Raw genomic sequence first — 22,975 nt, forward strand, 5'->3', positions numbered from 1 at the left:
CACCCGCCCACACGGACGCATGACGGCGTAGAGCAGGAAATACCGGGCTTCCCCGAGCGACTGCGCTCATCGCCCAGCGCCGACCATAGCCGCGAGATCATCTGTGCGGTAGACGCATTGGACGATCGAGTGGTGTCGCTGCTCGAAGACTCGGCACCTGGGGCGAACGAAGTGACGAGTCTGCACCTCAACGTCTCTATGCGCAGCTCCACGTGCTACATGGACACCACCGCGCTCTCGGAATCCGGCGATAAATAATGCCCGGCGCTACCCGTTCCAAGTCAACGAGATCGGCCGCCGCCCAACCCGGCTCCTATGCCCGAAGGTTAGGCACCGTCGTTCCTCCATTTGCGTCACGTGACACCAACAGTCTGCGCATCTTCGCCTCTAGGATGCCGCAGTGTAGATCTCGATATGGATTCCCTACGACAAGAAGCCGCAGAAGCAGGCAGCGAAGATCGTCCTGCGCTCGCAGTTGATCCCCAACCGTGCATTGGACCACATGTCGCTTTCGTATGAAATTAATTCTCGCAACAAATATTGTGGTGAAAATTATTGACATTACCGGGTGCAGCCGACCTCCCCGCGAGGTGAAAGACATCCCGCCATGGTCCGAGCAAGCGTCGAGCTAGACTGAACTGGTGCATCCCGAGATACCCGAAGACAGCAGGCCCAGCGTTCGGATGTCCCCAATCAGCAGTCGCTCGCGATGTTTAGTGCGCCCACAGCCGTGACCGATATATTCATTTTACGAAAACATTGTGAAGAGATCGCCCGAACCCTGCCGATTCCATACCCTTTCAATTCCAAAGCCTTTATCGAAGCCCTGATCAAGTATCGCGGTAGGCGAATTGAGCTGGTAGAGATGACCGTGGATCGCGATACCCCGTGTGGGATGTTCGTCGCCACTCCGGAGGCTGATTACATCTTCTATGCAGCAAACACAAGTCCACTGCACCAAGAGCACATCATCGCCCATGAGGCCGCTCATATTCTGTACAACCATGGCGGCACCGGCGCACTGGGCGAAGCCGTAGCTCCCCTACTGATGAAGAATCTTTCTCCCGAGCTCATCACACGAGTCCTCGGCCGTACTGCGTATTCCGAGTCCGACGAGGCCGAGGCAGAAATGCTCGCATCGGTGATCCTGATCCGCGCCGGGCGAGCAGACCCACCTACGCTGACCAGTAGAGAACTTGAATGCGGCGTGAATCGGTTCGGGGCAATTTTCGGATAGGGGAATTTCCGTGGTGGACATCGTGAAATACTTTCTCGGTGCATTCTGTCTTGTGATAGCCGCATCCAAGTGGATACAGCTTCGTCGACGGCAAATCGCCAACGCGGCGGGCTACTACACTATCGCTTGCTTTGTCTTGCTAGGCGCAGGAGCCGTCGTCATCGCCCCGACGACGCAGCGTTTCATCGGCGCGTTCGAGCCCGTACCGCTTTTCACCCGCTGGGTGGGGAACGGGCTGGTGGTCGCGGCAGGGTTTTGCCTCTTCGCCTTGTCGGCGCACACCACGCGGGATCCCGCGCAGGCCCAGCGGCGTACCGCGTGGCACGCTGCGGTCGCTGTGCTCGTCCTCGCATCCATGGGAGCGTTGCTGCTGGTGGGCAATGGGCAGTTGGAGATCGCGTTTGTCGGCGCGTACGGCAAGCGCCCGCCGTTCGCTGCCTATCTCCTCATTTTCAGCGCCTACGTGTCGTGTGCGTTCGCGGCGTTCATCGCGCTGATCCGCCGCTATTCGGCCGCCACTCTGGAGATGCCGCTGCGGGTCGGGCTGTACACCATGTTGGCTGGCGCCGTGACCGGATTGCTCTGGGCCGCATGGAAAACCGTCGTCATGATCGTCAATCTGATCCGCCCGAGACCGGTCGCAGTGGAGCCGTTGGTCACTGCGGTGCTGTCCTCGTCCTGTACCGCGCTGATCTGCATAGGCGCCGTGATCCCTGTGGTGGTCCGGTTCGCCCGGGACTGGTTGCGTCGCGCGCGCATCGGTCGTTATCACCGCGATTTGGCGCCGCTGTGGCGGCAGATGCATGCCGCGCTTCCCGAGATCAAGCTCGCGCCGGTCGACGGCGGCGACGACGACTTCAGCGTTTACCGCCAGGTGATCGAGATCCGGGACGCGAGCCTGGCACTGCGCCCCCACTGTCATCCCGACGTTCGCCGCTGGGCGCTCGAAGCCGCCGAGCTCCGGGGTCTTACCGGCGACCAGGTCGAGATCGTCGTCGAGGCATCGGTGCTCGCGGGAGCGCTCGAGGCGCACGCTGCCGGAGTGCGGTATCCCCTCGACTCGTCTACTACCGCCGCACCGCCGATCGGGTCGGGAGGGTTCGACGCCGAACGAGACTGGCTCGCGCGTGTCTCCCGGGCCTTCGCGCGGGACCCGATGGTTCGCCACATCCGTCGACGAGTACGGGAAGAGGTCAGCTCGGCCGAGTTGTGATGCGAGGAATATCAGCTCTTCAGGGGAAGTATCGCGACTTCGTTCCAGCGGAACTGGAGACGCCCCATGTCCGCAGTCACGTCCACCAGCCGGACGGCATTGACGGTCAGCGGCACCCTCATATCGGTGGCGTGTAGTAATTCGGTCTGGATGATCCCGGAATCCCCTTCTCCGCGAGCGTATCCGAGAGTGATGTGGGGTCGGCCGTTCGAATATCGTGCCATATCCGCATCAAAGACGTGGGCGGCAGCAGTGGTGGCACGGGTACGCAATTCCGCGAATCCTCGGTCGGGCGTCAGGTCGAGGGCGATGGTGCTGCGGCCTGCGACCGCGGGGCCACAGGTGACTGTGAAGACTGGCAGATCGGCCATCGCTTGCTCGAGGCGTCGGGTCAGGTCGGCGAGCTGTTGTTCGGTCACGTCTCGGGCCGGGATACCGTCTATGACCATGAGTGTGGCGTGTAGCCATTGATCCGGTTGCGGAGACACACAGTCGAGGTCTTCGATGACGCCCCGGTACGCATCGACCAGGGGCTTGATCTCAGTGGTGTTGGGGACGAAATAGACATGCAGCTTCGTCCAGTCCTCAGGCCAGCGACGCTTGAGCTGGTCGACCATATACGTGTCCACAGGAGAACCCATCTTTCTCGAAAGTAACTGCGCAGTTGGGCTGTCGGAGATCCCACGCGGTGCCGAGCTGGAGCCAGCGCCGGCTCAGCTTCCGCTGCCGTCTCGCCGCATCGCTTCGCGCCTGACGATTGCATCGATGATGTCGTTGATGGTTCCGAGACCGTCGGGAGACAGATTCACCGCCCGCAGAGCTACATGGCGTACGTCAGCGTTGCGCAACGCGCCGAGCAGTTCCAGTTGCGCCTCAATCTGCTTGCCCTGGTCGTCGTCGAAAAAGTAGGCCACCGGCACGTCGAAGAAGTTGGCTAATGCCTCCAAGTGCCGTTTGGTCGGGTTGTCTCGCCGACCGGTACGCAGCTGCCACAGGTAGGTAGCCGAGAAGCTTTCCCCCGTCGCGTCTCGGCACGCTGCTGCCACCTCTTCATTAGTGTGCTGCTCCCCGCCGGAGCGAGGGATGATCTGGAACAATTTATCAATTTTGCCAGCGAGCGTGGTCACCTGCTCGTTTGCGTCGCTATCAGGCATAAGTCATCAACTTCTTCGTCCATTGGTCGATCGGATCGTCGGGCAAGGGCCAGGTGGCCGGCCACTGCTGACCCGATAGTGTCGTTGCAACCTGCTAAGCGCCTGGGCTCGGCGCATCGCGGTCACAAGCCTGCAGTGATCGCTCGCGGATCCGAGAAGCGCTGCGCCGCAGACTATCCTGCGCCTGCCGATTCCGCCGCCAAGGCATCGGTGTGCACCACTCCCCGACTGCGGCCCTATACCAACCCCTTCCATCTAACTAAGCTGTGGTTAAGCGTTGCCGTCAACTGATTCATTCTAGTTGACAGAACGGCTACCGCAGATCAACTAGCTCATATGAATCGATCCAGGTATCCAATCCACTTGAGCATAATAGTGGCGGACGGTCCACCGCCCCGATCGAGGGGAGGCGTCGGTGGATCGGTCGCGGCTGACGCCATCGTCGACCGACGGCACATCCGAGGGACGGATGCTCAACTGCGCTGGACAGGCGGCGCGAATCCGATGGGCGTGTGAGACATCTCGACAGTTCTCAAAACAGCCTGCCACCTGTGGTGATGGCAGTCCGATACGACCTGAAGTAGCCCAACGAATCCCAGTGCCTTTCATCCGAACCATGGGAAAACCCTGGGGTACGTCGAAAGGTCGGTGTGTGGACTGAGGAAATGCTTGACCCGGCCCCCTCGATCTGCCGAAACACCAACGAGCGCCATTCACAACGGCGGGTGCACGATCCGCACAACACCGACCGCACGTGGCGAGCCGTTCGCGGCTCCGACTACGCGTGGATCACCGCGCTGGACGATGCGCCGGACGAATCAACGCCGAACACCTGGCCGCGCGGATCGTCGCAGAGGGCTTTGCCGGACATGTGCTGGCCGTGGTCGAACGACTCGGTGCCGGTGGTCGGCGTCGGCGGTCTTGGGACCCTGACCAGCGGCCGTCATTCGATGCGCTCATCGGGTGGGCGGGTGTCTTCCGGGTCCGATTCGAGCCTGGTGTGTGCGGGTTTAGCGACATGTTGCAGGGCTTGGAGCAGCTGTTCGATCGCCGCCTTGGGGAAGACGAGTTGATAGCCCTCGGTGTGGCTGCGGGCCTTCTTCAATTCGATGCCGAGCCGATCGAACTCGGTCACGAGATCCACGACAGGCCGGTGCTTGCGAGCCAGGTTCTGCAGCGCGCTCACACCGCTCTCGACGTCGTCGTCCGCTGCCGCCGGAGCGGGTTGCTCGCCGGCGGGCGATCCGAGCGGGGCAGCATGGTACAGAGCCGCAGTCGCACTCCCGGGCGGTAATCCCAGCGCCTCGAGTGCTCGGTCGTATTTGGCCGCCGTGGTGGAGCTGATGGTGTCGACTTGTCCGCTCTCGATCCGAGACTGGACATTCCGGGTGGGACCACCCAAATCGTGAATGCGCTGGTGGGTTATCAGCTCATCGGGAAGATTGCGCTGCCGGAACGCCTTCAACTGCCGACCGAACCGTTGCCCTTCCGACTCGACGCTATGACGCTTCTCGGTCTCTTCGGCGCCCATGGCGAACACCATACCATTTGCCTGAGCAGAGCTACCCATCGTGCACATGCAGCCCGCTTCATCGTGCACACGCGCATCGCTATTCCTCGATCGATTCGGTGCCTGACTGCACGTTAGGAGTGCAAAGTGGCCGATGCCGGGCTGTCGGATTCCGGCCCGGAGGGCATTCCACTCAACCCATGACTGCATGCGATCTTCCCTGTTCAAGCGATGTTTTCCTGCACAGAACCGACTACAGGCCGGTGCAGGCTGCCGAGCATCGTGCACAGTGATGCACACTGATGCGTTGACATGGGCACTCCGGGTCGTTACGTTCGTCTACTAGCGCAGGTCTTGCTACCAGACGTGAGGTAGACATCGGTATGTGGACGTTCGGCACGATTGAGCAAACTCCCGGTGTAACTACGTTTGCCTGCGCTGATCAGCCCGATCGCCCCGTTGCCCTTGCCTCGCTGTGGCCTCGGCGCCCGAACAACGCGAATCGACGATGGAAGTCTGCTTCTTCGTTCGGTATCGCGGCTTGCTGCTCGTATAAGCCTGTCATGTCCGACATTTCGAGCCATCGACAGCAGTCTCCCCTCCCGAGATGGATGAACATTTCTCGAGGGACATCGATTTCTACGACGTGCCGGGGACGGCTTCGTCCGTCAATGACGGCAAATCGGCTATACCTTTTGGCGCATTGATGCATGGATAACGAACAAAGGTAACGCGATGAGTTCTATTGAGAGTTCCACGATCGAGGACGTATCGACCGCAACCGAGGGCATTGCCGTGGTGGGGATCGGTTGCCGGTTCCCAGGACAAATCGCCAGTGCCGACGACTTCTGGCAACTCCTGCTCGACGAGCGGGATGCCATTCGCGATGTCCCGGCGGAACGGTGGACGAAGGAAGCCTTCTACGACCGCGATGCGGCCCGGCCGGGGCATCTTCGGACCCGTGCGGGCGGATACCTCGACGACATCACGGCGTTCGACGCACAATTCTTCGGAATCACCCCGCTCGAGGCGCAGCGGATCGACCCGCAGCAGCGCCTGTTTCTGGAGACGACCTGGGAAGCGCTGCAGGATGCCGGTATCGTTCCCGAACGCCTCGCCGGTAGTAGGACTGCCGTCTACGCGGGAGTCTCCGGCCATGATTACGGGATCATTCAGCTCAATCCCGAGAATCGTTACCTGCTCGGCGGCCACACCATGGCCGGTATCACCAACTGTATTGTGGCCAACCGCGTCTCGTATCTGCTCGACCTGCGCGGTCCGAGCATGATCGTGGACACGGCCTGCTCGTCGTCATTGGTCGCCGTTCACCTTGCGTGCCGAAGTATCCGCTCCGGCGAGGCGACGATGGCGATCGTCGGGGGCGTGGGCGCGAACATCTTGCCCGAGACCACCATTGCGTTCAGTCAAGGGACATTTCTGTCGCCCGACGGCCGGTCCAAGTCGTTCAGTCGGTCGGCTGATGGTTATGTGCGCAGCGAGGGGTCGGGCACGGTCATCCTGAAGCCGCTGTCGGCGGCCATTGCCGACGACGATCATATCTACGCGGTGATCCGCGGTAGCGCGACCAATTCGGATGGTCGCACGAATGGCATGACCGTGCCCGGCGAGGAATCTCAGACGCAGATGATTGCGGATGCCTGTCGTGATGCGGGTATTGCTCCGTCCGACATCGGTTATGTCGAAGCGCACGGAACGGGAACGCCGGTCGGAGACCCGATCGAGGCGCGCGCACTCGGAAAAGCGCTGTCGGCCGGACGTAACGGGAACGGGCCGTGCATCGTCGGCGCGGTGAAGTCGAATTTGGGGCATCTCGAGCCTGCGGCCGGAATCGCCGGAATGATCAAGGCGTGCCTGGTTGTCAGCAAAGGTGAGATCCCCGCGAACATTCACGCGGCGGAGCCGAACCCGGCGATCCCGTTCGACGAGTTGGGCCTGCAGCTTGCTACCTCTCGTCAACCGTGGCCCGCGGGTAGGCCGCGCCTGGCGGGTGTGAATTCGTTCGGGTTCGGCGGATCCAACGCCCATGTCATCCTCGAGGGTCCGCCGGAGCGGGCGCCGAAGCCGGACAAGGTAACCGAGCATGCGGCGCACGAGCCTGTGTTGTTCAGTCTCAGCGCCAAGTCGAAGGACGCGCTGCGGGCGTACGCCGACAGTTACGCGGACTTCCTCGACGACCCCGCGACAGCTGCGGCGCTGCCCGCCATCGCGGCCACGCAGGCACAGACACGTTCGCATTATGACCACCGCCTAGCCATGGTGTGCTCGTCCGTGGACGAGCTACGCACCGCCCTGCACGACGTGGCAGCGGGCTCGTCGCCCGAGTCGGTTCGCAGCGGTGTCAAAGGGCACGCCGCTTCGAGTGTGACCTTTGTGTTCTCGGGTCAAGGCCCGCAGTGGTGGGGCATGGCGCGTGAGCTGCTCGCCACCAACGAGGTGTTCCGCCGGACCGTGGAGCGGATCGACGCCGAGCTGAGCAACCATGCCGACTGGAGCGTCATCGAGGAGCTCGGCCGGGACGAGGCCGACAGCCGGATCGGCGAAACCTTCATCGCCCAGCCCGCCGTCTTCGCGGTGCAGCTCGGCCTGGCGGCCGTGTGGCAGAGCTGGGGCATCGTCCCCGCGGCCGTCGTCGGCCACAGCATCGGCGAAGTCGCCGCCGCCTGCGTGTCGGGGGCGCTGTCGTTCGAGGACGCGGTACGGGTCATCTTCCATCGGAGCCGGGTGCAGCAGAAAGCATCCGGAAAAGGGAAGATGCTCGCGGTGGGTCTGCCACGAGACGCGGCGGGGGACCGGATCGCCGCGTATCGCGGGCGGGTGGCCGTCGCGGCGTTGAACGGCCCGGAGTCGACCGCCCTCGCCGGCGACCCCGACGCGCTCGAGGAAATCGAGCGTGAGCTCAATAACGACAAGATCTTCTGCCGCATGCTCCAGGTCAGTGTGGCGTTCCACAGTCACCACATGGATCCGCTGCGGGACGAGTTGATCTCCTCGCTCGCCGGCCTGGAGTCCGGTCCGGCGACGATTCCGATGTACTCCACGGTCACCGGAGCCATCGCCCCCACCGGCGCGCTCGATGCCGAGTACTGGTGGCACAACGTGCGCGAGCCGGTGCAATTCGCGCCGACCATCGATCGCCTGATCGAAGACGGGCACCTGACGTTCGTCGAATTGGGCCCGCACCCCATTCACGCAACGGCCATTGCGGAGCTGCTCGACAAGCGGCAAGTCAAGGGAACTGTCGTCGGATCACTGAATCGCAAGCACAGCGATTACGTCACCCTGTTGAACTCGCTTGCTTCGCTGTATGTGGCAGGTTTCGACCCGGATTGGGACACCCTGTTCGACGGTATCTCCGAACGGGTGCCGGTGCCCTTCTACCCGTGGCAGCGCGAAAGCTATTGGCTGGAAGAGGCGACGTCACGCAGCAACCGATTCCCGTCGCTGGGGCATCCGCTCGTCGGGGACGGGAGCTACGTCTCAGTCGCCGATGAGCCGGGCAAATACGTATGGGAACTGAAGCTCGACCCGGTCCGATTCCCGTGGCTCGACGATCACCGGGTCCAAGGGCCCATCGTCTTTCCCGCGGCGGGACACCTGGACATGGTGATCGGCTGCGCGGAAGATGCGTTCGGCGCGGGCGCGTACTCGCTCGAGGATGTCGAGTTCCGGCGCGCCCTCTTCGTTTTCGACAACCGCCCGGCCCCATCGGTCCAAGTGGTGCTGACCGCGGCGCTGCAGTTTTCCGTGTACAGCCGTCAGGACGGCGACAAGGACTGGAGTTTGCATTCGCTGGGGACCCTTCGCCGCGATGCTCCCGCCGCCGCGCTCCCCAAACCGCTCGCGGAACTCCAGGCCGAGTGCAGCGCTGAGGTCGATCCTGCGGGTTTCTACGCCGACCTCCAACACAATGGCCTGTCATTGGGCGCGACGTTCAAGGCGGCCATCAAGTTCACGCACGCCCCCGGCCAATCGCTGGCGCTGCTCGAGACGCCGTCGGCGGCCGCGGACGAGGCGCCGCGCCATGCGTTCCATCCCGGACTGCTCGACTCGTGCATCACCTCGCTCGCCATGGTCTACGACGACGTCCTGCCGAGTAATCGTCCCGACGGCGAAGCCAAAACGCTCTTCCTTCCGGTCGAGGTCAAACGGTTCAGCTATTACCGGAAGCCCAGCGGTACCGTGTACTGCTACGGAAACGCACGCCTGCACGGGGACCCGATGTATCGCGAGGGCGATTTCTTGATCGTCGCCGACGACGGAACGATAGTGGCCGAGTTCGAAGGCATGCGGCTCAAGTCCATCACCCAAAGTACCGATGCGGGCGACGACCTCCTGCAGTCGTTCTACGACTTCCGTTGGCACCCGGCACCGGTACACGCGAAGACACGCATCCCAGCCGATTTCCTGCCCTCGGAAGAAGACTTGCACGTAGCCGTCGATCCGTTGATCGCCGAGCTGCGGGACTGGTCGGTCAACAACCACTACCACGCGGTGACGGAAGTGGATATGGATCGGCTGTGCATCGATTATGTGACCGAGGCCTTTTACCAGCTGGGTATGAACTTCTCGATCGACCGGCGCTGCACCCTGGACGAGGTCGCGCGGGAGCTCGGGGTGCACGAGAAACATCGGCGGTACCTCGGTCGCGTACTCGAGCTGCTGTCGCTGCAGGGGATCATCGAAGACGACGCCGGAACGTGGCGGGTGCTGACTACGCCTGCCAGGGTCGATCCCGGACCGATACTTGCCCGGCTGCGCGCGGAGCATCCGGAATGCGCGAGCGAGTTCGCGGTGCTGGAGCGCTGTGGCACGAAGCTGGCCGCCGTCCTTCGCGACGAGGTCAATCCGGTCGAACTGATCTTCCCGGAGGACGAGTTCGAATCGGTCGCCGATCTCTACGGGACCTCGTTCTCGTTCGAGAAGACCAATCGCATCGTCCGCCGCATCGTCGCGGAGTTGCTGCGGGCGCTGCCGAGCGATCGACCGGTGCGGGTGCTCGAGATCGGTGCAGGCACGGGCGGCACGACCGGCCATGTGCTCGCCGAACTGCCTGCCGAGCGTGCGGAATACGTGTACTCGGATATCTCGGAGCTGTTCCTCGCCAAAGCGCGCCAGCGGTTCGCCGACAGCGATTTCATGGACTACCGAATCCTCGACATCGAGACCGACATCGAGGCGCAGGGCTTCGATCCGCACTACTTCGACCTCGTCGTAGCGTCGAATGTGCTGCACGCCACCGCGAGTCTGCGGGCCACCCTCGACAACGTCAAACGTCTGCTGACGTCGCAGGGGCAGCTGCTGATCGTCGAGGGAGCGGTGTCGCCGCACTGGGTCGACCTGACCTTCGGGATGACCGAAGGGTGGTGGAGGTTCGCCGACCACGACCTGCGGCCGGACTACCCGCTGTTGTCCGATGCGGCATGGCGCGACTTTCTGCCGACCGCGGGCTTCGAGCACGTCCAGGTCTTCTCCGAGCGGGCCACTGCGGAGCAGTCCGGCAACTCGGTGATTCTGGCGCGCGGGCAGGCGCTGGACCTCGAGCCGTATCAGCCGCGCGTCGAGCCGGGTGCCTGGGTCGTCCTCGCGGACGCGGATGGTGTCGCCGAACGCTATCTCGCCATGCTCGGGGACGCGGGCGCCGCGAGTGTCGTCGTCACGCGCGGCGCGGCCTTCGAGCAGGTCGACGCGCGGAGTTTCCGGGTGCACCCGACGAGCAGCGCGGATATGCAGCGCGTGCTGGAGCAGGTGCGTGAACGCACCGCAGGTGTGGCCGGCGTGCTGCATCTGTGGAACCTGGATTTCGCGGGGTCAGATCTCACCACCGAGCTGTTGCCCGAGCTGGAACTTCATGGCGCTTACAGCGTGATCGCGCTGGCGCAGGCGGTTCAGCAGCTGGACTGGACCAAGGCGCCGCGGTTCTGGGTGGCGACAGCGGGGGCACAGACCATCGAGGCGACCGACCGCGTCACGCCCGCACAGCTGCCGAGCTGGGGAATTCTCCGGGTGCTGTTGAACGAGCAGGTCACCCTGCCCGCGAAGATCATCGACTTCGACCCGGCGACATCGGACGCCGGGCAGCGCGCGTCTCAGCTCTTCGATGAGCTACTTCACGTGCAGGCCGCAGACGAGGAGGTCGCCTTCCGCGCGGACAAGCGTTTCATCGACCGCCTCGAGCACGTCTCGCTCGCCGAGTTCGAGGCGTCGGTGGCGACACTCGCCCGCGTGGCGGACGAGATCCCCTTCGCGCTGGCCGCTCCCGCCGAGCCCGGGGTCGAGCAGCTGCGGTTCGAAAAGCAGGCCGTGCCGGTCATCGGTCCGGGCGACGTCGCCATTCGGCCGCTCGCCACCGGCCTGAACTTCCGGGACGTCATGCTGTCGCTCGGGGTGCTGTCGGAGGGCGCGACCTTCGGCGGGTTCTACGAGAACAACCTCGGTGTCGAATGCGCCGGAGTTGTCACGCAGGTCGGATCCGAGGTCGAGGGCATTGCCCCGGGGGATCGTGTTGTCGCCTTTGCTCGCGGGTGTTTCGGCTCGATGGTGGTCGCGGATGTCCGGCGGGTCTTCGCGGCACCGGCGAACCTCTCGGCCGCCGATGCCGCGACGCTGCCGATGGCGTACCTGACCGCCTGGTACGGCATGGTGGAAGTGGGCAGGCTGCGCCGCGGCGAGCGGGTTCTCATCCACGCCGCCGCCGGCGGTGTCGGGCTCGCCGCGGTCCACATCGCACACCTGCTCGGCGCCACGGTCATCGCCACCGCCGGTAGCGAGGAGAAGCGGGAATACCTTCGAACGCTGGGTGTCGAGGACGTTTTCGACTCCCGTTCGCTGGCGTTCGCCGACGCGATTCGACAGCGCTACGACGGGGTCGATCTCGTGCTGAATTCCCTGCAGGGCGAGACCATTCCGAAGAGCCTCGAGCTGCTCCGTCCCCGAGGGCGGTTCGTGGAAATCGGCAAGAAGGACATCTACGACAACTACAAACTGGGTCTGAAGCCGTTCGGCAACAACCTCATCTACGCGGCGATCGATATCGACCGACTGCTGCTGGAAGATCCGGCGCTGTGCCGCGAGTCCATGACGAAGGTGCTCGACGGTGTCGCGGCGGGCACGCTGCCTGCGCTCCCCCACACGGATTTCGGCGCCGACGACGTGGTCTCCGCGTTCCGCTACATGGCGGGCGCCAAGCAGATCGGTAAGGTCGTTGTCGAGTTCGAGCCGGAGACGGAGCTTCTCGTCTATCCGAGTTCGGACCAGGCGTTCGTCGCCGATGGCACCTACTTGGTCACGGGCGGATACACGGGATTCGGTCTGTGGACCGCCCAATGGCTGGTCGACAAGGGCGCGGGCACCGTGGTGCTGGTAGGGCGCCGGGCCCAGGTCGATGCCGAGAACGAGTCGGTGATCGCGGCGATGCGGGAGTCCGGCGCCGAGGTGGTGCTCGAACGGGCCGACGTGTCGAGCGAGGCCGAGGTCGTCGGGCTGCTGGAGCGGCTGTCGGAACTGCCGCCGCTGCGGGGCGTCTTCCACGCCGCGATGGTGCTCGACGACGTGGCGCTGACCCAGATGACGGAGGAGCAGTTCCTTCGCGCCGTGCGGCCGAAGATCGACGGCGCGTGGCATCTGCACAACCACACGCGTGCGCTGGACCTGGACGCCTTCGTCATGTACTCGTCGATGAGCTGGTACATCGGCACGCCCGGTCAAGCCAACTACGCAGCGGCGAACGGGTTCCTGGAAGCGCTTGCCGCACACCGCCGCGACCTCGGACTGCCTGCTCTGACGATCAACTGGGGCGCCATCGGGGAGGTTGGGTTCATCGTGCGCAACAAGCTCGACACGCTCGCTCGGATGGGATGGAAGGCGATCTCACCGGACACAGCGTGCGGCTTCGTCGGGCGGTGCCTGGCGCAAGGTATAAGCCGCGCAAGCGTATTCGGCGTGGACTTCGTGATGATGAGTCAGGTGATGCCGTCGTTCCGCAGCTCGCTACGGCTCGCACATCTCGCCGTCGACGGCGCATCGGGCTCGGCCACCACGTTCGGTGCCGAGAGTCTGCGCGCCCAGCTCGTCGAGCTTGCGCCGGACGCGCGCGAAGCGCGGCTGGTGACGGCACTGTCCGAGCAGGTCTCGCGGATCTTCGACATGCCGGTCGATCGACTGGCCCATGACGTTTCACTGACCGACCTCGGCATGGACTCGCTCATGGCAGGCCAGATCCGCAACGTGCTGGCCAAGCAACTCGACATCGACTTCCCGACCATGGGCCTGATGCGCGGGCCCACCCTGGTCGAGCTCGCCACCGATGTCCTCGCCCACGTCTTCGACACCGGGTCCGTGGCGCTGCCCGCATCCGGGGCGGAACCCGCAGGCCCGGAGCGCTGGATCCGCGCGACGAAGGGCCGATCCGACACGGCGACGCTGCGCGTATTCACGCTGCCCTTCGTCGGCGGCAGCGCCTCGGCCTTCACCTCGTGGGCGAACAGCCTGCCCGACACGGTCGACGTGGTGGCAATCCAGTACCCGGGCCGGGACAACCGCATCGACGAGGTGCCGATCGACTCGATGCCCGCCTTCATCGCGGAGCTGGCCGATGCCATGCTGCCGTACCTCGACCGGTCCTTCGTCATCTACGGGCACAGCATGGGCGGACTGATCGCCTACGAGCTCACCAAGTACCTCGAGCAGCAGTTCGCCGAGGTCCCGATGAAACTCATCATCGGGGGATGGCCCTCGCCCGAACTGGTCGAGGGTTACGTGCGGAACCTGAAACACCTCCGCGACGGCTTCGACCTGGACCGCGAATCGGACAGCCGGATACTCGAAGTGTTGCGAGACAACGGTCTGTTCGCCGAACACTTCGATGACGAATCGGCGGTCAAGCCGCTGATACCGGCGGTACGGGCGGACCTCAAGATGCTCGGCAACTATCGCTTCGACAACGGTGTCACGTTGCGTGCTCCGATCACGGTCCTGCGCGGTGCCGAAGACCCGCTGTTCGAGCCGGCCCAGCTGCGCGGCTGGGAGCAGCTGACGATGGGCGGCTTCTCGCTCACGACTGTGCCCGGTGGCCACCTGTTCATCCAGAACGCCAGCGCGCAAGTGATGGAAACGATCGCCGAGGAGCTGTCTGCCGAGAACACCTTCCCGAGTTTCACGGGTCTCGTGGTCGGCGCCGACTAGCCCGAACGGGGATGAACAGCAGGAACGGAAGAATCATGAATCAAGTCGAACGTTACGACGTCGTGGTGTGTGGCGGGGGTTTGGCCGGACTGACCGCGTCGAGGCAGATCAAGCGGGCCATGCCCGACTGCACCGTGCTGGTGCTGGAACGCAGCACCGGCGACATCCCCGACGCCGCCTACAAGGTGGGTGAATCGGCGGTCGAAGCCGGTTCGCACTACTTCACCGAACAGCTCGGCCTCAGCGGGCATTTCAATAGGCAGCAGTTGCCCAAGCTCGGGCTGCGCTTGTTCTTCGGCGATGCCCGCGGCCCCTTCGAGGCCCGGCCCGAGATCGGTTCGCGGCGGTTCCCGCGCGTGCACTCGTATCAGATCGACCGCGGCATCCTCGAGCGAGAGCTGCGGCGCGGCGTTCGGGAACTCGGTGTCGATCTCGTCGAGCTGGCCAAGGTGACCGATGTCGACCTGGCCGGCGACGACGAGGATCACCTCGTCCACTACGAACTGGAGGGTGAAAGCACCGAACGCACGGTCCGGGCGCGCTTCCTCGTCGACGCCTCGGGTCGGCACCGGCTGATCCAACGCAAACTCGGCCTGGGCACGCCGAGCGCACACAAGATCAACGCGGCCTGGTGGCGCTTCCGCGGTGAATACGACGTAGAGAAGATGGCGGCGGCCACCAGCCCGACCTGGACGCCGAAAACCCAGGAGCGCCGGTGGTTTTCCACCAATCACCTGATGGGTACCGGCTACTGGGTGTGGATGATCCCGCTGTCGTCGGGAAACACCAGCGTCGGCATCGTGACCGACGAGAACGTCCACCCCTTCAGCACCTACTCGACCGAGACGAAGGCCCGCCGCTGGCTCGACGAATACGAACCGACGCTCGCCGAGTTCATCGACAAGGCCGAGATCATCGACTTCCTCAAGGTGCGCAACGCGAGTTACTTTTCCAAGCAAGCGTTTTCGCACCATCGATGGTCCTGTGTCGGCGAGGCAGCCGTATTCCTCGACGCCTTCTACAGCCCGGGCTCCGACTGGATCGCCTACACCAACACCATCACCACGCGGATGATCGAACTCGACCGCAAGAGCCAACTGACCGAGGCTGTCGCCGACACGTACAACCAGCTGCTGCTCGACGATCTCTGGCAGAGCTACTTTCCGGTCTATTTGAACAACTACCCGATCTTCGGACACGCGCCTGCCATGTTCACCAAGGTCATTTGGGACACCTCGTTCTACTGGGCACTGCCCGCCCAGTTGCTCTTCCGCGGCCTGATCGCCAACGAAGACGCGGCCGCCGAATTCCATCCCATCGCACAACGATTCCACGGGATCCAGCAGCGCATGCAAGCGAACCTGCGGGCCTTCGCGACGCAAACCCGTCCGACGGACGAGTACATGTTCCTCGAGTACAGCAAGGAACCTATCTGCACACAGCTGCATTTGGACCTGATCACCGACAAGACCGCCGACCGGTGCTTCCGCGACATGCGGCGCAATGTCGACCGTTTGGAATCATGGGCGGGGTCGTTCGAGCGAGAACTCGCCAAGAGATACGACCTCCCCCAGCCGGAGCCGACCGCGACCACCGTCCGGTAACGGCAGCCCGGAAGCGAACGGCGTGCGGAACCGCCCCGAGTTCATTCGTCGATGTTTCGCACTGGAAACGACAGTGACGCTTAAACTGATCATGCTGGCGGCGCGTAAGTTTCGCGCCGCGGGAAGGGGGAGCCAGGAGCTCATGCCACAGCGCTACGCAGCCATCGTTCGGGGTGAGGAGGGCTATGACCGCAGCAGAATCCTCCGCGCCGCCCCTGTTCGTTCAACGGTCGGGGACCGGGCCTCCGGTCGTACTGGTGCACGGCGGGCTGTCTTCGCCCGTGACGTGGGCCCGTCAACAGGTACTCGAGGCCCGCTGGCCGCTGATCATCCCTAGTCGTCGAGCGGTACCCGGCGCCGGGCATGCAGTCGCACGTGCACCGGGGTTCAACACGATATTGGAATCATTTCTGACAGCGGCGCAACGCAGCCGCGATAACGAAGGATGCACTCATGAGCGATGACGCGATTCACGGGCACGAACAGATCCTCGAGCACACATTCGCAATGCTTCGCAGCTTTCCGATCCCACCCGGAGTCAACCTCCAGCTTCCGCCGCCGTCGACGAAGACCTTGGACATGCAGTTCGAAGAATACGTTCCTGCTCGATCGTTGACCGCGACAGTGGCAGTGCCGCAGCAGTTCGCGAACGCCGTCGGCCTGCTGCAGGGGGGATTTCTCTCGGCGATGATCGATGACCTCTTCGGGGCGCTCAGTTACCTGACCGCGCGCGGTCCGACGACGAGCTTGGACATGACTACGCATTACCTGCGCCCGGTATTCGCCGGCGAACGGCTGAGGTTGCACACCGTGGTGCGCAAAAGTGGACGGTCGGCCATTTTCCTCGCCGCGGAAGCACACAACGGATCCGACAAGCTGGTAGCGACGGCGACGTGCACGCTGCAAGTCCTGCCGGTGCCGACTTCGTAAAGCAGAGGAACCCCATGACTGTGAGTCAGCCGTTCGACTACTCGGGCCGCAGCGTTTTCGTAGCGGGCGGTACGAGCGGTATCAATCTCGGCATCGCACGCGCCTATGCGAAGGCGGGAGCCAGTGTCGCCGTGCTGTCCCGTAAACAGGCGAAGGTCGACGCGGCCGTCGCCGAACTGCGCGAGCACGGCGGCTCGGTGCTCGGATTCGTGGCCGACGTGCGTGAGTTCGACGCCGTCGCCGCGGCGTTGACCTCAGCGCGGGACCGATTCGGTGAACTGGACGTCCTTGTCTCCGGTGCGGCGGGCAACTTCCCCGCGCCGATCACCGCCATGTCGTCGAACGCATTCAACGCCGTCATCGGCATCGACCTGGCCGGCACGTACAACGTGCTGCGGGCGGGGTACGAGCACCTCCGCAAACCCGGCGCGTCGGTGATCAACATCTCCGCACCGCAATCATCGATCCCGATGCCGATGCAGGTGCACGCATGCTCGGCGAAGGCAGGGGTCGACATGCTGACCCGAGTGTGCGCGATCGAGTGGGGCGCAGCCGGTGTCCGAGTGAATGCGGTCATTCCCGGTCCGATCACCGGCACCGAGGGGATGGCGCGGCTGGCTCCGACTCCACAGATCGAGCAGGTCATCACCGAGTCGGTGCCGCTGGCCCGATACGGGACCACACAGGAGATCGCCGACTGCTGCCTCTGGTTGAGTTCGCCGATGGCGAGTTACGTCACCGGCGCCCTCATTCCCGTCGATGGTGGGTGGTCGCTCGGCGGCGCGGCGCAGATGTTCACCGAGATGCGTAAATTCGTCGACAATCCTGATCACCTCGCCAGCTATGGTTCGCAAAGCTAGGTTCGCGGACGGATTCGTCAGGCGACGGCTTTGCCGCCGTCGACTGACGGCCTTGCACGACAAGCGGGGTTCCAGCGTCGTCATGCCCCGCGGCAAACGATGCCGGCCGACCCCGCTCCGAAGTTTGCGCTGACCACGAATCTGGCAGGTGCACAGTGAAATCCATTGCTTCGATACCCATGGCCCGGGGGCGATTGCCGCTGATGGGGCACCTGCTGCCGCTGGTACGCGATCCGCTCGGGTTCCTTTCCTCCCTCCCCGCGCAGGGTGAGCTGGTCCGTTTCGAGCTGGGACCGCTCGAGGCGATCCTGGTCTGCGACCGGGAGCTGGTGCAGCACGTCCTGCGCCACGACCGAATCTTCGACAAGGACGGCGGAACGCTGTTCGAACAAGGTCGGCGCGCGCTCGGCGACGGACTTGTCACCTGCCCACACAGCCGACATCGACGGCAGCGCCGCATGCTGCAACCGGCCTTCCACCGCAGTCGGCTGCCCGCGTACGCGGCGTCGATCTCGGCGCAGATCGACGCCATCACCAGCGCCTGGCAATCCGAGCAGGATCTCGACATCCTCATGGAGACAAGGAAGTTCGCCGCGAACGCGACCGCGACCGTCGTCTTCTCCGGAGCGGTGCCCGAATCCACGGCGGCGCAGACGATCGACGATATCGACGCCATCTTCGCCGGAGTCTTCCGCCGCAGCTTGGTCCCGCAGTTGCTGACCCGGCTGCCCACCCCGGGCAACCGCGCCTACCAGCGGTCCATCACGCGGCTGCGCGGCACCCTCGGCGACCTCGTTGCCGCCCGCCGCCACGCGGACGTGGACCACGGAGATCTACTCTCCGCCTTGCTCGATGCCCGCGACACCGACGGAAAAGGCTTGTCCGACACCGAGATCAGCGATCAAATGATCACCTTCCTCAATGCGGGCACCCACACCACCGCCGATGCGCTCACCTGGGCGCTGTACGAGCTGGACCGGCACCCCGACATCGCCCGGCGCCTGCATGCCGAGGTCGACGGTGTGCTGGCGGGACGCGCGGCCACCTACGACGATCTACCCCACCTGCCGCTCACCGGCCACTTCATCACCGAGACACTGCGCTTGCGCGGACCCGCGTGGCTGCTCACCCGCCACGTCACCGAGGACACCGAGCTGGGCGGATGCCGCTTACCGAAGGGCACCGTCGTCGCCTACAGCAGCTACCTCGTCGGCCACTGTCCTGCCGTCTATGCCGAACCCGATCGATTCGACCCCGACCGCTGGGATACCACCACACCGCCACCGCAGAACGCACTGATCCCCTTCGGCGGCGGCGCCCGCAAATGCATCGGTGACCTGCTGGCCCTCGACGAGGCCGCTATCGCCCTGGCCACTATCGCCGCCCGCTGGCGCCTGCGTGCGCTTCCGGGCAACGATATGAGGCCCGCCCTCGCGGTGACGCTGCACCCCCGACGCCTGCACATGCGCGCCGAAATCCGCACTCCGGCAACATCACCGACCTCAGCGGCCACCAACTGAACAGCCATTCCACCAGACGCAAGATCGCAGACCGCGTCCGGTACCGACGTGCTAGCCTGAGTTCGGGGACAAGGAATGATGTCGAGTTCGGTCGAATGGACCTTTCGACGATAAGCGCTGTGCCAGCGGCAATGACGCCGTTGTTGATGCGCGGTTGGTAAGACCCGATCTGCAAGGGTAAGGGGGAAATCGTGATTGGACCCCGATTCGCCGCCAAGTGGAAACTCATCCGAGGTCAGATTTCTACACGTGCCCGGCTGCATTCGATTATCTACCGTCTAGAGCTGCCGGCGGACTGGACAGTCGAGGAGTTCATCGCGTCGGTCGAGCACACACGCGGGCGCCGGATCGTGCGATTGCTGCTCCCGCCGACCGCCCCGGTGGGGTTGTGTGGGCTGTGGCTGGCGTGCGTGGACTGCGACGTGATCCTGCTTCGACAGTCATCCGATCCCGCTATAGAGCTGCACGTAGCTCTGCACGAAGTCGGTCACATGCTGCTCGGCCACGGGCAAGACACATCGATCCCCACCGATGAATTGACGAGACTGGCCAGTGAGTTGGCGCTGGACCACGAGATCGACCCCGCCGCAGTCATCGCCGCCCGTGGACTATCCAGCTACGCCTCGAGCGAAGAGTATGAAGCGGAGCTGTTCGCGAACCTGATCGGCTCCCGGGCGCGAAGCATCGGACCACGCCGCGACCCGATGATGAAAGAGCTGTAGTGCATGTGGCCGGACGACCACCTGCCGACCTTGGCCACGTTGCCGGCGACGGTGTTCATCGTCGCCATCGCGATCCTCCGGCCCGTCCTGACCCCGCGCACAACCATTTTCGGCAGCCTGATCAACACCGTGCTCGGCTTCGATGCGGCAGCAGCCATCCTGCGTGAGCCGGTCATCGCCCGCCGGATAGCCGGAGTTGTCCCCGGCGGCCTACCCACGGTTTTCGATATCTGGCACTGGCTGACCGTGACGGCCTGGGCGTGCGGACTCGGGATAGTGATGTTCCGCGAATACGGCCGAGTGCATTTCCGAATCCGGTTCAAGATCGTGATCGTGCTGTCGGTGGTTGTCGGCGTCGTATTCCTGGCGTTGAGCAGTCCGGCGCGAGTGCACGGAATGGCGTCGATCGCGGATTACGGGGGTTGGCGATACGGTGCCTACATCGGGTTGTATTCGATTCTGCCGCTAGTAGTTTCTTGCTACTTGTGTGCACTGAGATATCGAGCTATAACTTGGCGGGCGACCACGCGGTGGGAATTGATCATGGTGGTCGCCACGGTGTGTTTCGGCGTCGCCAATTTTCTACCCGTGTGCTCGATCGTTGTTTCCGCCGCTTTGGACGCGACAGGGGCCAGCAGCGAACTGACCCAGCGCACGTACGACCTCGTCTCCGATGGACTCGCCTCAGGCGAGCCAGGACTGTTTCTCTTCACCGCGCTGGTTGCGGTGACGGCCCGGTCCACGGCACAGGCCGTCGCGCAGCTGCTGCGCCTGGATCGCGACTCGCGCACCGCGCGACGGCTGCATCCGCTCTGGCGGGATTTGACTGCCGCCGCACCCCAGGTCATATTCCGGCCGAAGTGGGCCGACGATTGGAACGCTTCAGCGCAGGAGCGTCTACACCGCCGACGGATCGAAATCCACGATGCGGCACAGATCGTCGCCCGATACGTGCTACCCCTGCCGGCCGCCATCGACGACCTGATCGAGACCACCGTCGTCGAGAACGACCAAGAGCACCTACGACTGGTCGCCGAGCTGGTTATGGCGGCCGACCAACTCGCCGGCAACGGTGGCGAACCGGCATACGAGCCGACCGTATGCAGGTCGGATGTGCCCGACCTACAGATACTGCTTCGCTTGTGGCAGCCAGCAATTCAGCTGCTCTCGACCGACCCCGCAGAGCGTCCGGAAGCCTTGGTGAGCCGCGGTGGCAGTCATCGGCGGACTCGGTAACGTCAGCTGCAAACCCCAGACGTCCGGTGGGATCTGGTCCAATGAAACAGGTCGGGCCCGGCAATGCCGGGCCCGACCTGTTTAGAAAGTGGGCCCAGCGTGTCAGCGTACGAACCGGTCCGTACTAGTCACCGGTCCCGACATCACCATCCGACCCGTCGACACCACCCACGACCAACACGCCACTGACCGGCCACAACACCACCAACCCCACCCCAGCGGAGCCAAACCCCACGCCCTACGACACCGACTCACCGACAACGACCGCGCCGCCATCCTGCACGCCTACCGAGCCGGTGCCAGCATCAACCAACTCACCACCCAATGGCACCTCGGCAAAGGCAGCATCCTGCACATCCTCCGCACCGGCGGCGCCACCATCCGCAAACAACGCCGACTCACCGACACCGAAATCAACCACGCCATCACCAGCTACCAGCACGGCGAATCACTCGCCCACATCGCCCAACGCCTCGACGTCGCCCACACCACCATCCGCACCGCACTCCAACACCACGACATACCCCGCCGCGACACCCACAGCCGACCCCGATAACCCACACCAACCGAACCAAACCCCTCACAGAACGTCCACGGGATACCACCCACACACTCCGACACAGGTATCCCAATGAACCAACACACCCCCAACCCAGCCGACCAACCCTCCACCACGCCCAAGCCACACCACCCCCGCTGGCACATCGAACGAATCGACACCCACCCCATGACCACAACCCAATACGACCGCGCCGTCGAAACACTCGCAGCCCTCATCCTCGAATGGGAAACAAGCCACCACGACCCCCGAAAACCACAGAAATGAACACCACAAGACAACCACCGGAAACCGCGTCCTACGACGAGACCGCTGACGCACTCTAGGTCAGCCATCAGCTCCCAACGGGCCATAGGCTTGCCGCACCGACCACCACGCCAGGCGATAGTTAACGACCGAGACCACTAGTAGCCGCCGAGCGAGCAACTGACGTGCGGCACCGAAAGATCAGTTAGTCGAGGGCATCTCGACTAGCCAACACCCGATAATGCCGATTTCGGTGCTCTTCAGCGGCAATCGGGTGTGGCTGAGCACCTTCCGGGCAATGATCAGTGGCGCGCCTGTTCGACAACGCTGATGCACATGCGGGCGCAGGATGCGGCAAGCTCGTCGGCGGTCAGGTCGGTGAGGTGGTCGAGCCAGGTCTCGATGAGCTGGTTGACGCCACCGGTGATGAACAGGGCTGCACGACGTAGCGCTACGGGGTCGTAGTCGCCGGGCAGGGCGTCCGGGACATTCTGAACGACGAGGTCGGTGATGGTGGCCAGAACGTCACGGCGGCGTTGAGCCAGGACCGGCACGGCATTGAAGTCGCTGGCGATGATGCGATGGATGCGCCGGTCGTCCGCGATGGCTTGCAGGAATGTGCCCAGTGCCGAGCGGAGTTTGTCCTCGGCGGTCCCGTCTGCGGTGAGGCCGGATTGCACCAGAACAGCCAGCAATTGCTCACGTAGCTCATCGGCGACGGCGGCGAGGAGTTCGTCGCGGTTGGCGAAGTGCTCGTAGAAGTAGCGGTCGGTCAATCCGGCCTGCTTGCACACCCCGCGCACGGTCACCGCGGGCAATCCCGCCTCGCCCCAGATCTCGCGTGCCGCGGCGAGCAGCCGGATACGGCGTTCGGTGCGACGGTTTTCGGCGCTGATGCCGCCGTAGCTGCGTGCGGTTGCTGATCTGGCCATTGACAGCACTCTAACCCCTCCTTACATTGGCAGACACATGCCATCAGATGA

Annotated in this window: 15 protein-coding genes; 11 read left to right on the plus strand and 4 right to left on the minus strand. The window is 64.0% G+C overall.

Annotated features, from left to right (window positions below; all coding sequences use genetic code 11):
- The 3 genes from NN4_RS45750 to NN4_RS17810 form a co-directional block, all read left to right on the plus strand.
- Positions 1-258, plus strand: a 258-nt coding sequence (locus NN4_RS45750) for a hypothetical protein (protein ID WP_222595095.1), incomplete at its 5' end; no start/stop codon positions are given.
- 472 nt (positions 259-730) lie between these two features.
- A complete protein-coding gene (locus tag NN4_RS17805) occupies positions 731-1,237 on the plus strand; it encodes an ImmA/IrrE family metallo-endopeptidase (RefSeq protein ID WP_186818489.1) in 507 nt (168 codons plus the stop codon).
- Positions 1,238-1,247: 10 nt separating this feature from the next.
- Positions 1,248-2,450, plus strand: coding sequence for an MAB_1171c family putative transporter (locus tag NN4_RS17810; protein WP_147132331.1), 1,203 nt, complete (start codon positions 1,248-1,250; stop codon positions 2,448-2,450).
- Between the two features lie 11 nt (positions 2,451-2,461).
- On the opposite strand, the gene NN4_RS17815 is transcribed toward NN4_RS17810, so the two are convergent.
- From NN4_RS17815 to NN4_RS17825, 3 genes are all read right to left on the minus strand, one after another.
- Positions 2,462-3,067, minus strand: coding sequence for a 2'-5' RNA ligase family protein (locus NN4_RS17815; protein ID WP_186818490.1), 606 nt, complete (start codon positions 3,065-3,067; stop codon positions 2,462-2,464).
- Positions 3,068-3,163: 96 nt separating this feature from the next.
- Complete coding sequence (locus NN4_RS17820; RefSeq protein WP_147132342.1) at positions 3,164-3,604, minus strand: helix-turn-helix domain-containing protein; 441 nt, start codon at positions 3,602-3,604, stop codon at positions 3,164-3,166.
- A gap of 943 nt (positions 3,605-4,547) precedes the next feature.
- Entirely contained in the window at positions 4,548-5,324 is a 777-nt protein-coding gene (locus tag NN4_RS17825) for a hypothetical protein (protein WP_186818491.1), read from the minus strand.
- Between the two features lie 525 nt (positions 5,325-5,849).
- Between NN4_RS17825 and NN4_RS17830 the strand changes: the two genes are divergently transcribed.
- The 8 genes from NN4_RS17830 to NN4_RS17865 all read left to right on the plus strand — a co-directional run bounded on the left by NN4_RS17830 (position 5,850) and on the right by NN4_RS17865 (position 21,743).
- Positions 5,850-14,315 (plus strand): type I polyketide synthase, encoded by an 8,466-nt coding sequence (locus NN4_RS17830; protein WP_147132348.1) that lies wholly within the window; start codon positions 5,850-5,852, stop codon positions 14,313-14,315.
- Between the two features lie 35 nt (positions 14,316-14,350).
- Positions 14,351-15,919 carry an NAD(P)/FAD-dependent oxidoreductase gene (locus NN4_RS17835; RefSeq protein WP_186818492.1) on the plus strand — a complete coding sequence of 523 codons (1,569 nt, stop codon included), beginning with the start codon at positions 14,351-14,353 and terminating at the stop codon, positions 15,917-15,919.
- 453 nt (positions 15,920-16,372) lie between these two features.
- Positions 16,373-16,849, plus strand: coding sequence for a PaaI family thioesterase (locus tag NN4_RS17840; RefSeq protein WP_147132356.1), 477 nt, complete (start codon positions 16,373-16,375; stop codon positions 16,847-16,849).
- Between the two features lie 14 nt (positions 16,850-16,863).
- On the plus strand, positions 16,864-17,709 hold the full coding sequence (locus NN4_RS17845) for an SDR family oxidoreductase (protein WP_222595096.1): 846 nt from the start codon (positions 16,864-16,866) through the stop codon (positions 17,707-17,709).
- A gap of 155 nt (positions 17,710-17,864) precedes the next feature.
- Positions 17,865-19,229 carry a cytochrome P450 gene (locus tag NN4_RS17850; protein WP_246180931.1) on the plus strand — a complete coding sequence of 455 codons (1,365 nt, stop codon included), beginning with the start codon at positions 17,865-17,867 and terminating at the stop codon, positions 19,227-19,229.
- A gap of 191 nt (positions 19,230-19,420) precedes the next feature.
- Positions 19,421-19,951 carry a hypothetical protein gene (locus NN4_RS17855; RefSeq protein WP_147132359.1) on the plus strand — a complete coding sequence of 177 codons (531 nt, stop codon included), beginning with the start codon at positions 19,421-19,423 and terminating at the stop codon, positions 19,949-19,951.
- A 3-nt stretch (positions 19,952-19,954) separates the two neighbouring features.
- Positions 19,955-21,187 (plus strand): DUF6545 domain-containing protein, encoded by a 1,233-nt coding sequence (locus tag NN4_RS17860; RefSeq protein ID WP_147132362.1) that lies wholly within the window; start codon positions 19,955-19,957, stop codon positions 21,185-21,187.
- 88 nt (positions 21,188-21,275) lie between these two features.
- On the plus strand, positions 21,276-21,743 hold the full coding sequence (locus tag NN4_RS17865) for a helix-turn-helix domain-containing protein (RefSeq protein ID WP_147132365.1): 468 nt from the start codon (positions 21,276-21,278) through the stop codon (positions 21,741-21,743).
- A 551-nt stretch (positions 21,744-22,294) separates the two neighbouring features.
- Here NN4_RS17865 and NN4_RS17870 read toward each other — a convergent pair.
- Positions 22,295-22,924, minus strand: a complete 630-nt coding sequence (locus tag NN4_RS17870) for a TetR/AcrR family transcriptional regulator (RefSeq protein ID WP_147132369.1) — start codon at positions 22,922-22,924, stop codon at positions 22,295-22,297.
- Positions 22,925-22,975 lie beyond the last annotated feature (51 nt).

The organism is Nocardia ninae NBRC 108245, assembly GCF_007990755.1.
In the GTDB taxonomy this organism is placed as follows: Bacteria; Actinomycetota; Actinomycetes; order Mycobacteriales; family Mycobacteriaceae; genus Nocardia; species Nocardia ninae.

Coding starts and splice junctions, on each gene's coding strand:
- NN4_RS17815 (WP_186818490.1), bottom strand. CDS start 3,067: ATGGTCGACCAGCTCAAGCGTCGCTGGCCTGAGGACTGGACGAAGCTG.
- NN4_RS17820 (WP_147132342.1), bottom strand. CDS start 3,604: ATGCCTGATAGCGACGCAAACGAGCAGGTGACCACGCTCGCTGGCAAA.
- NN4_RS17825 (WP_186818491.1), bottom strand. CDS start 5,324: ATGCAGTCATGGGTTGAGTGGAATGCCCTCCGGGCCGGAATCCGACAG.
- NN4_RS17830 (WP_147132348.1), top strand. CDS start 5,850: ATGAGTTCTATTGAGAGTTCCACGATCGAGGACGTATCGACCGCAACC.
- NN4_RS17835 (WP_186818492.1), top strand. CDS start 14,351: ATGAATCAAGTCGAACGTTACGACGTCGTGGTGTGTGGCGGGGGTTTG.
- NN4_RS17840 (WP_147132356.1), top strand. CDS start 16,373: ATGAGCGATGACGCGATTCACGGGCACGAACAGATCCTCGAGCACACA.
- NN4_RS17845 (WP_222595096.1), top strand. CDS start 16,864: ATGACTGTGAGTCAGCCGTTCGACTACTCGGGCCGCAGCGTTTTCGTA.
- NN4_RS17860 (WP_147132362.1), top strand. CDS start 19,955: ATGTGGCCGGACGACCACCTGCCGACCTTGGCCACGTTGCCGGCGACG.
- NN4_RS17870 (WP_147132369.1), bottom strand. CDS start 22,924: ATGGCCAGATCAGCAACCGCACGCAGCTACGGCGGCATCAGCGCCGAA.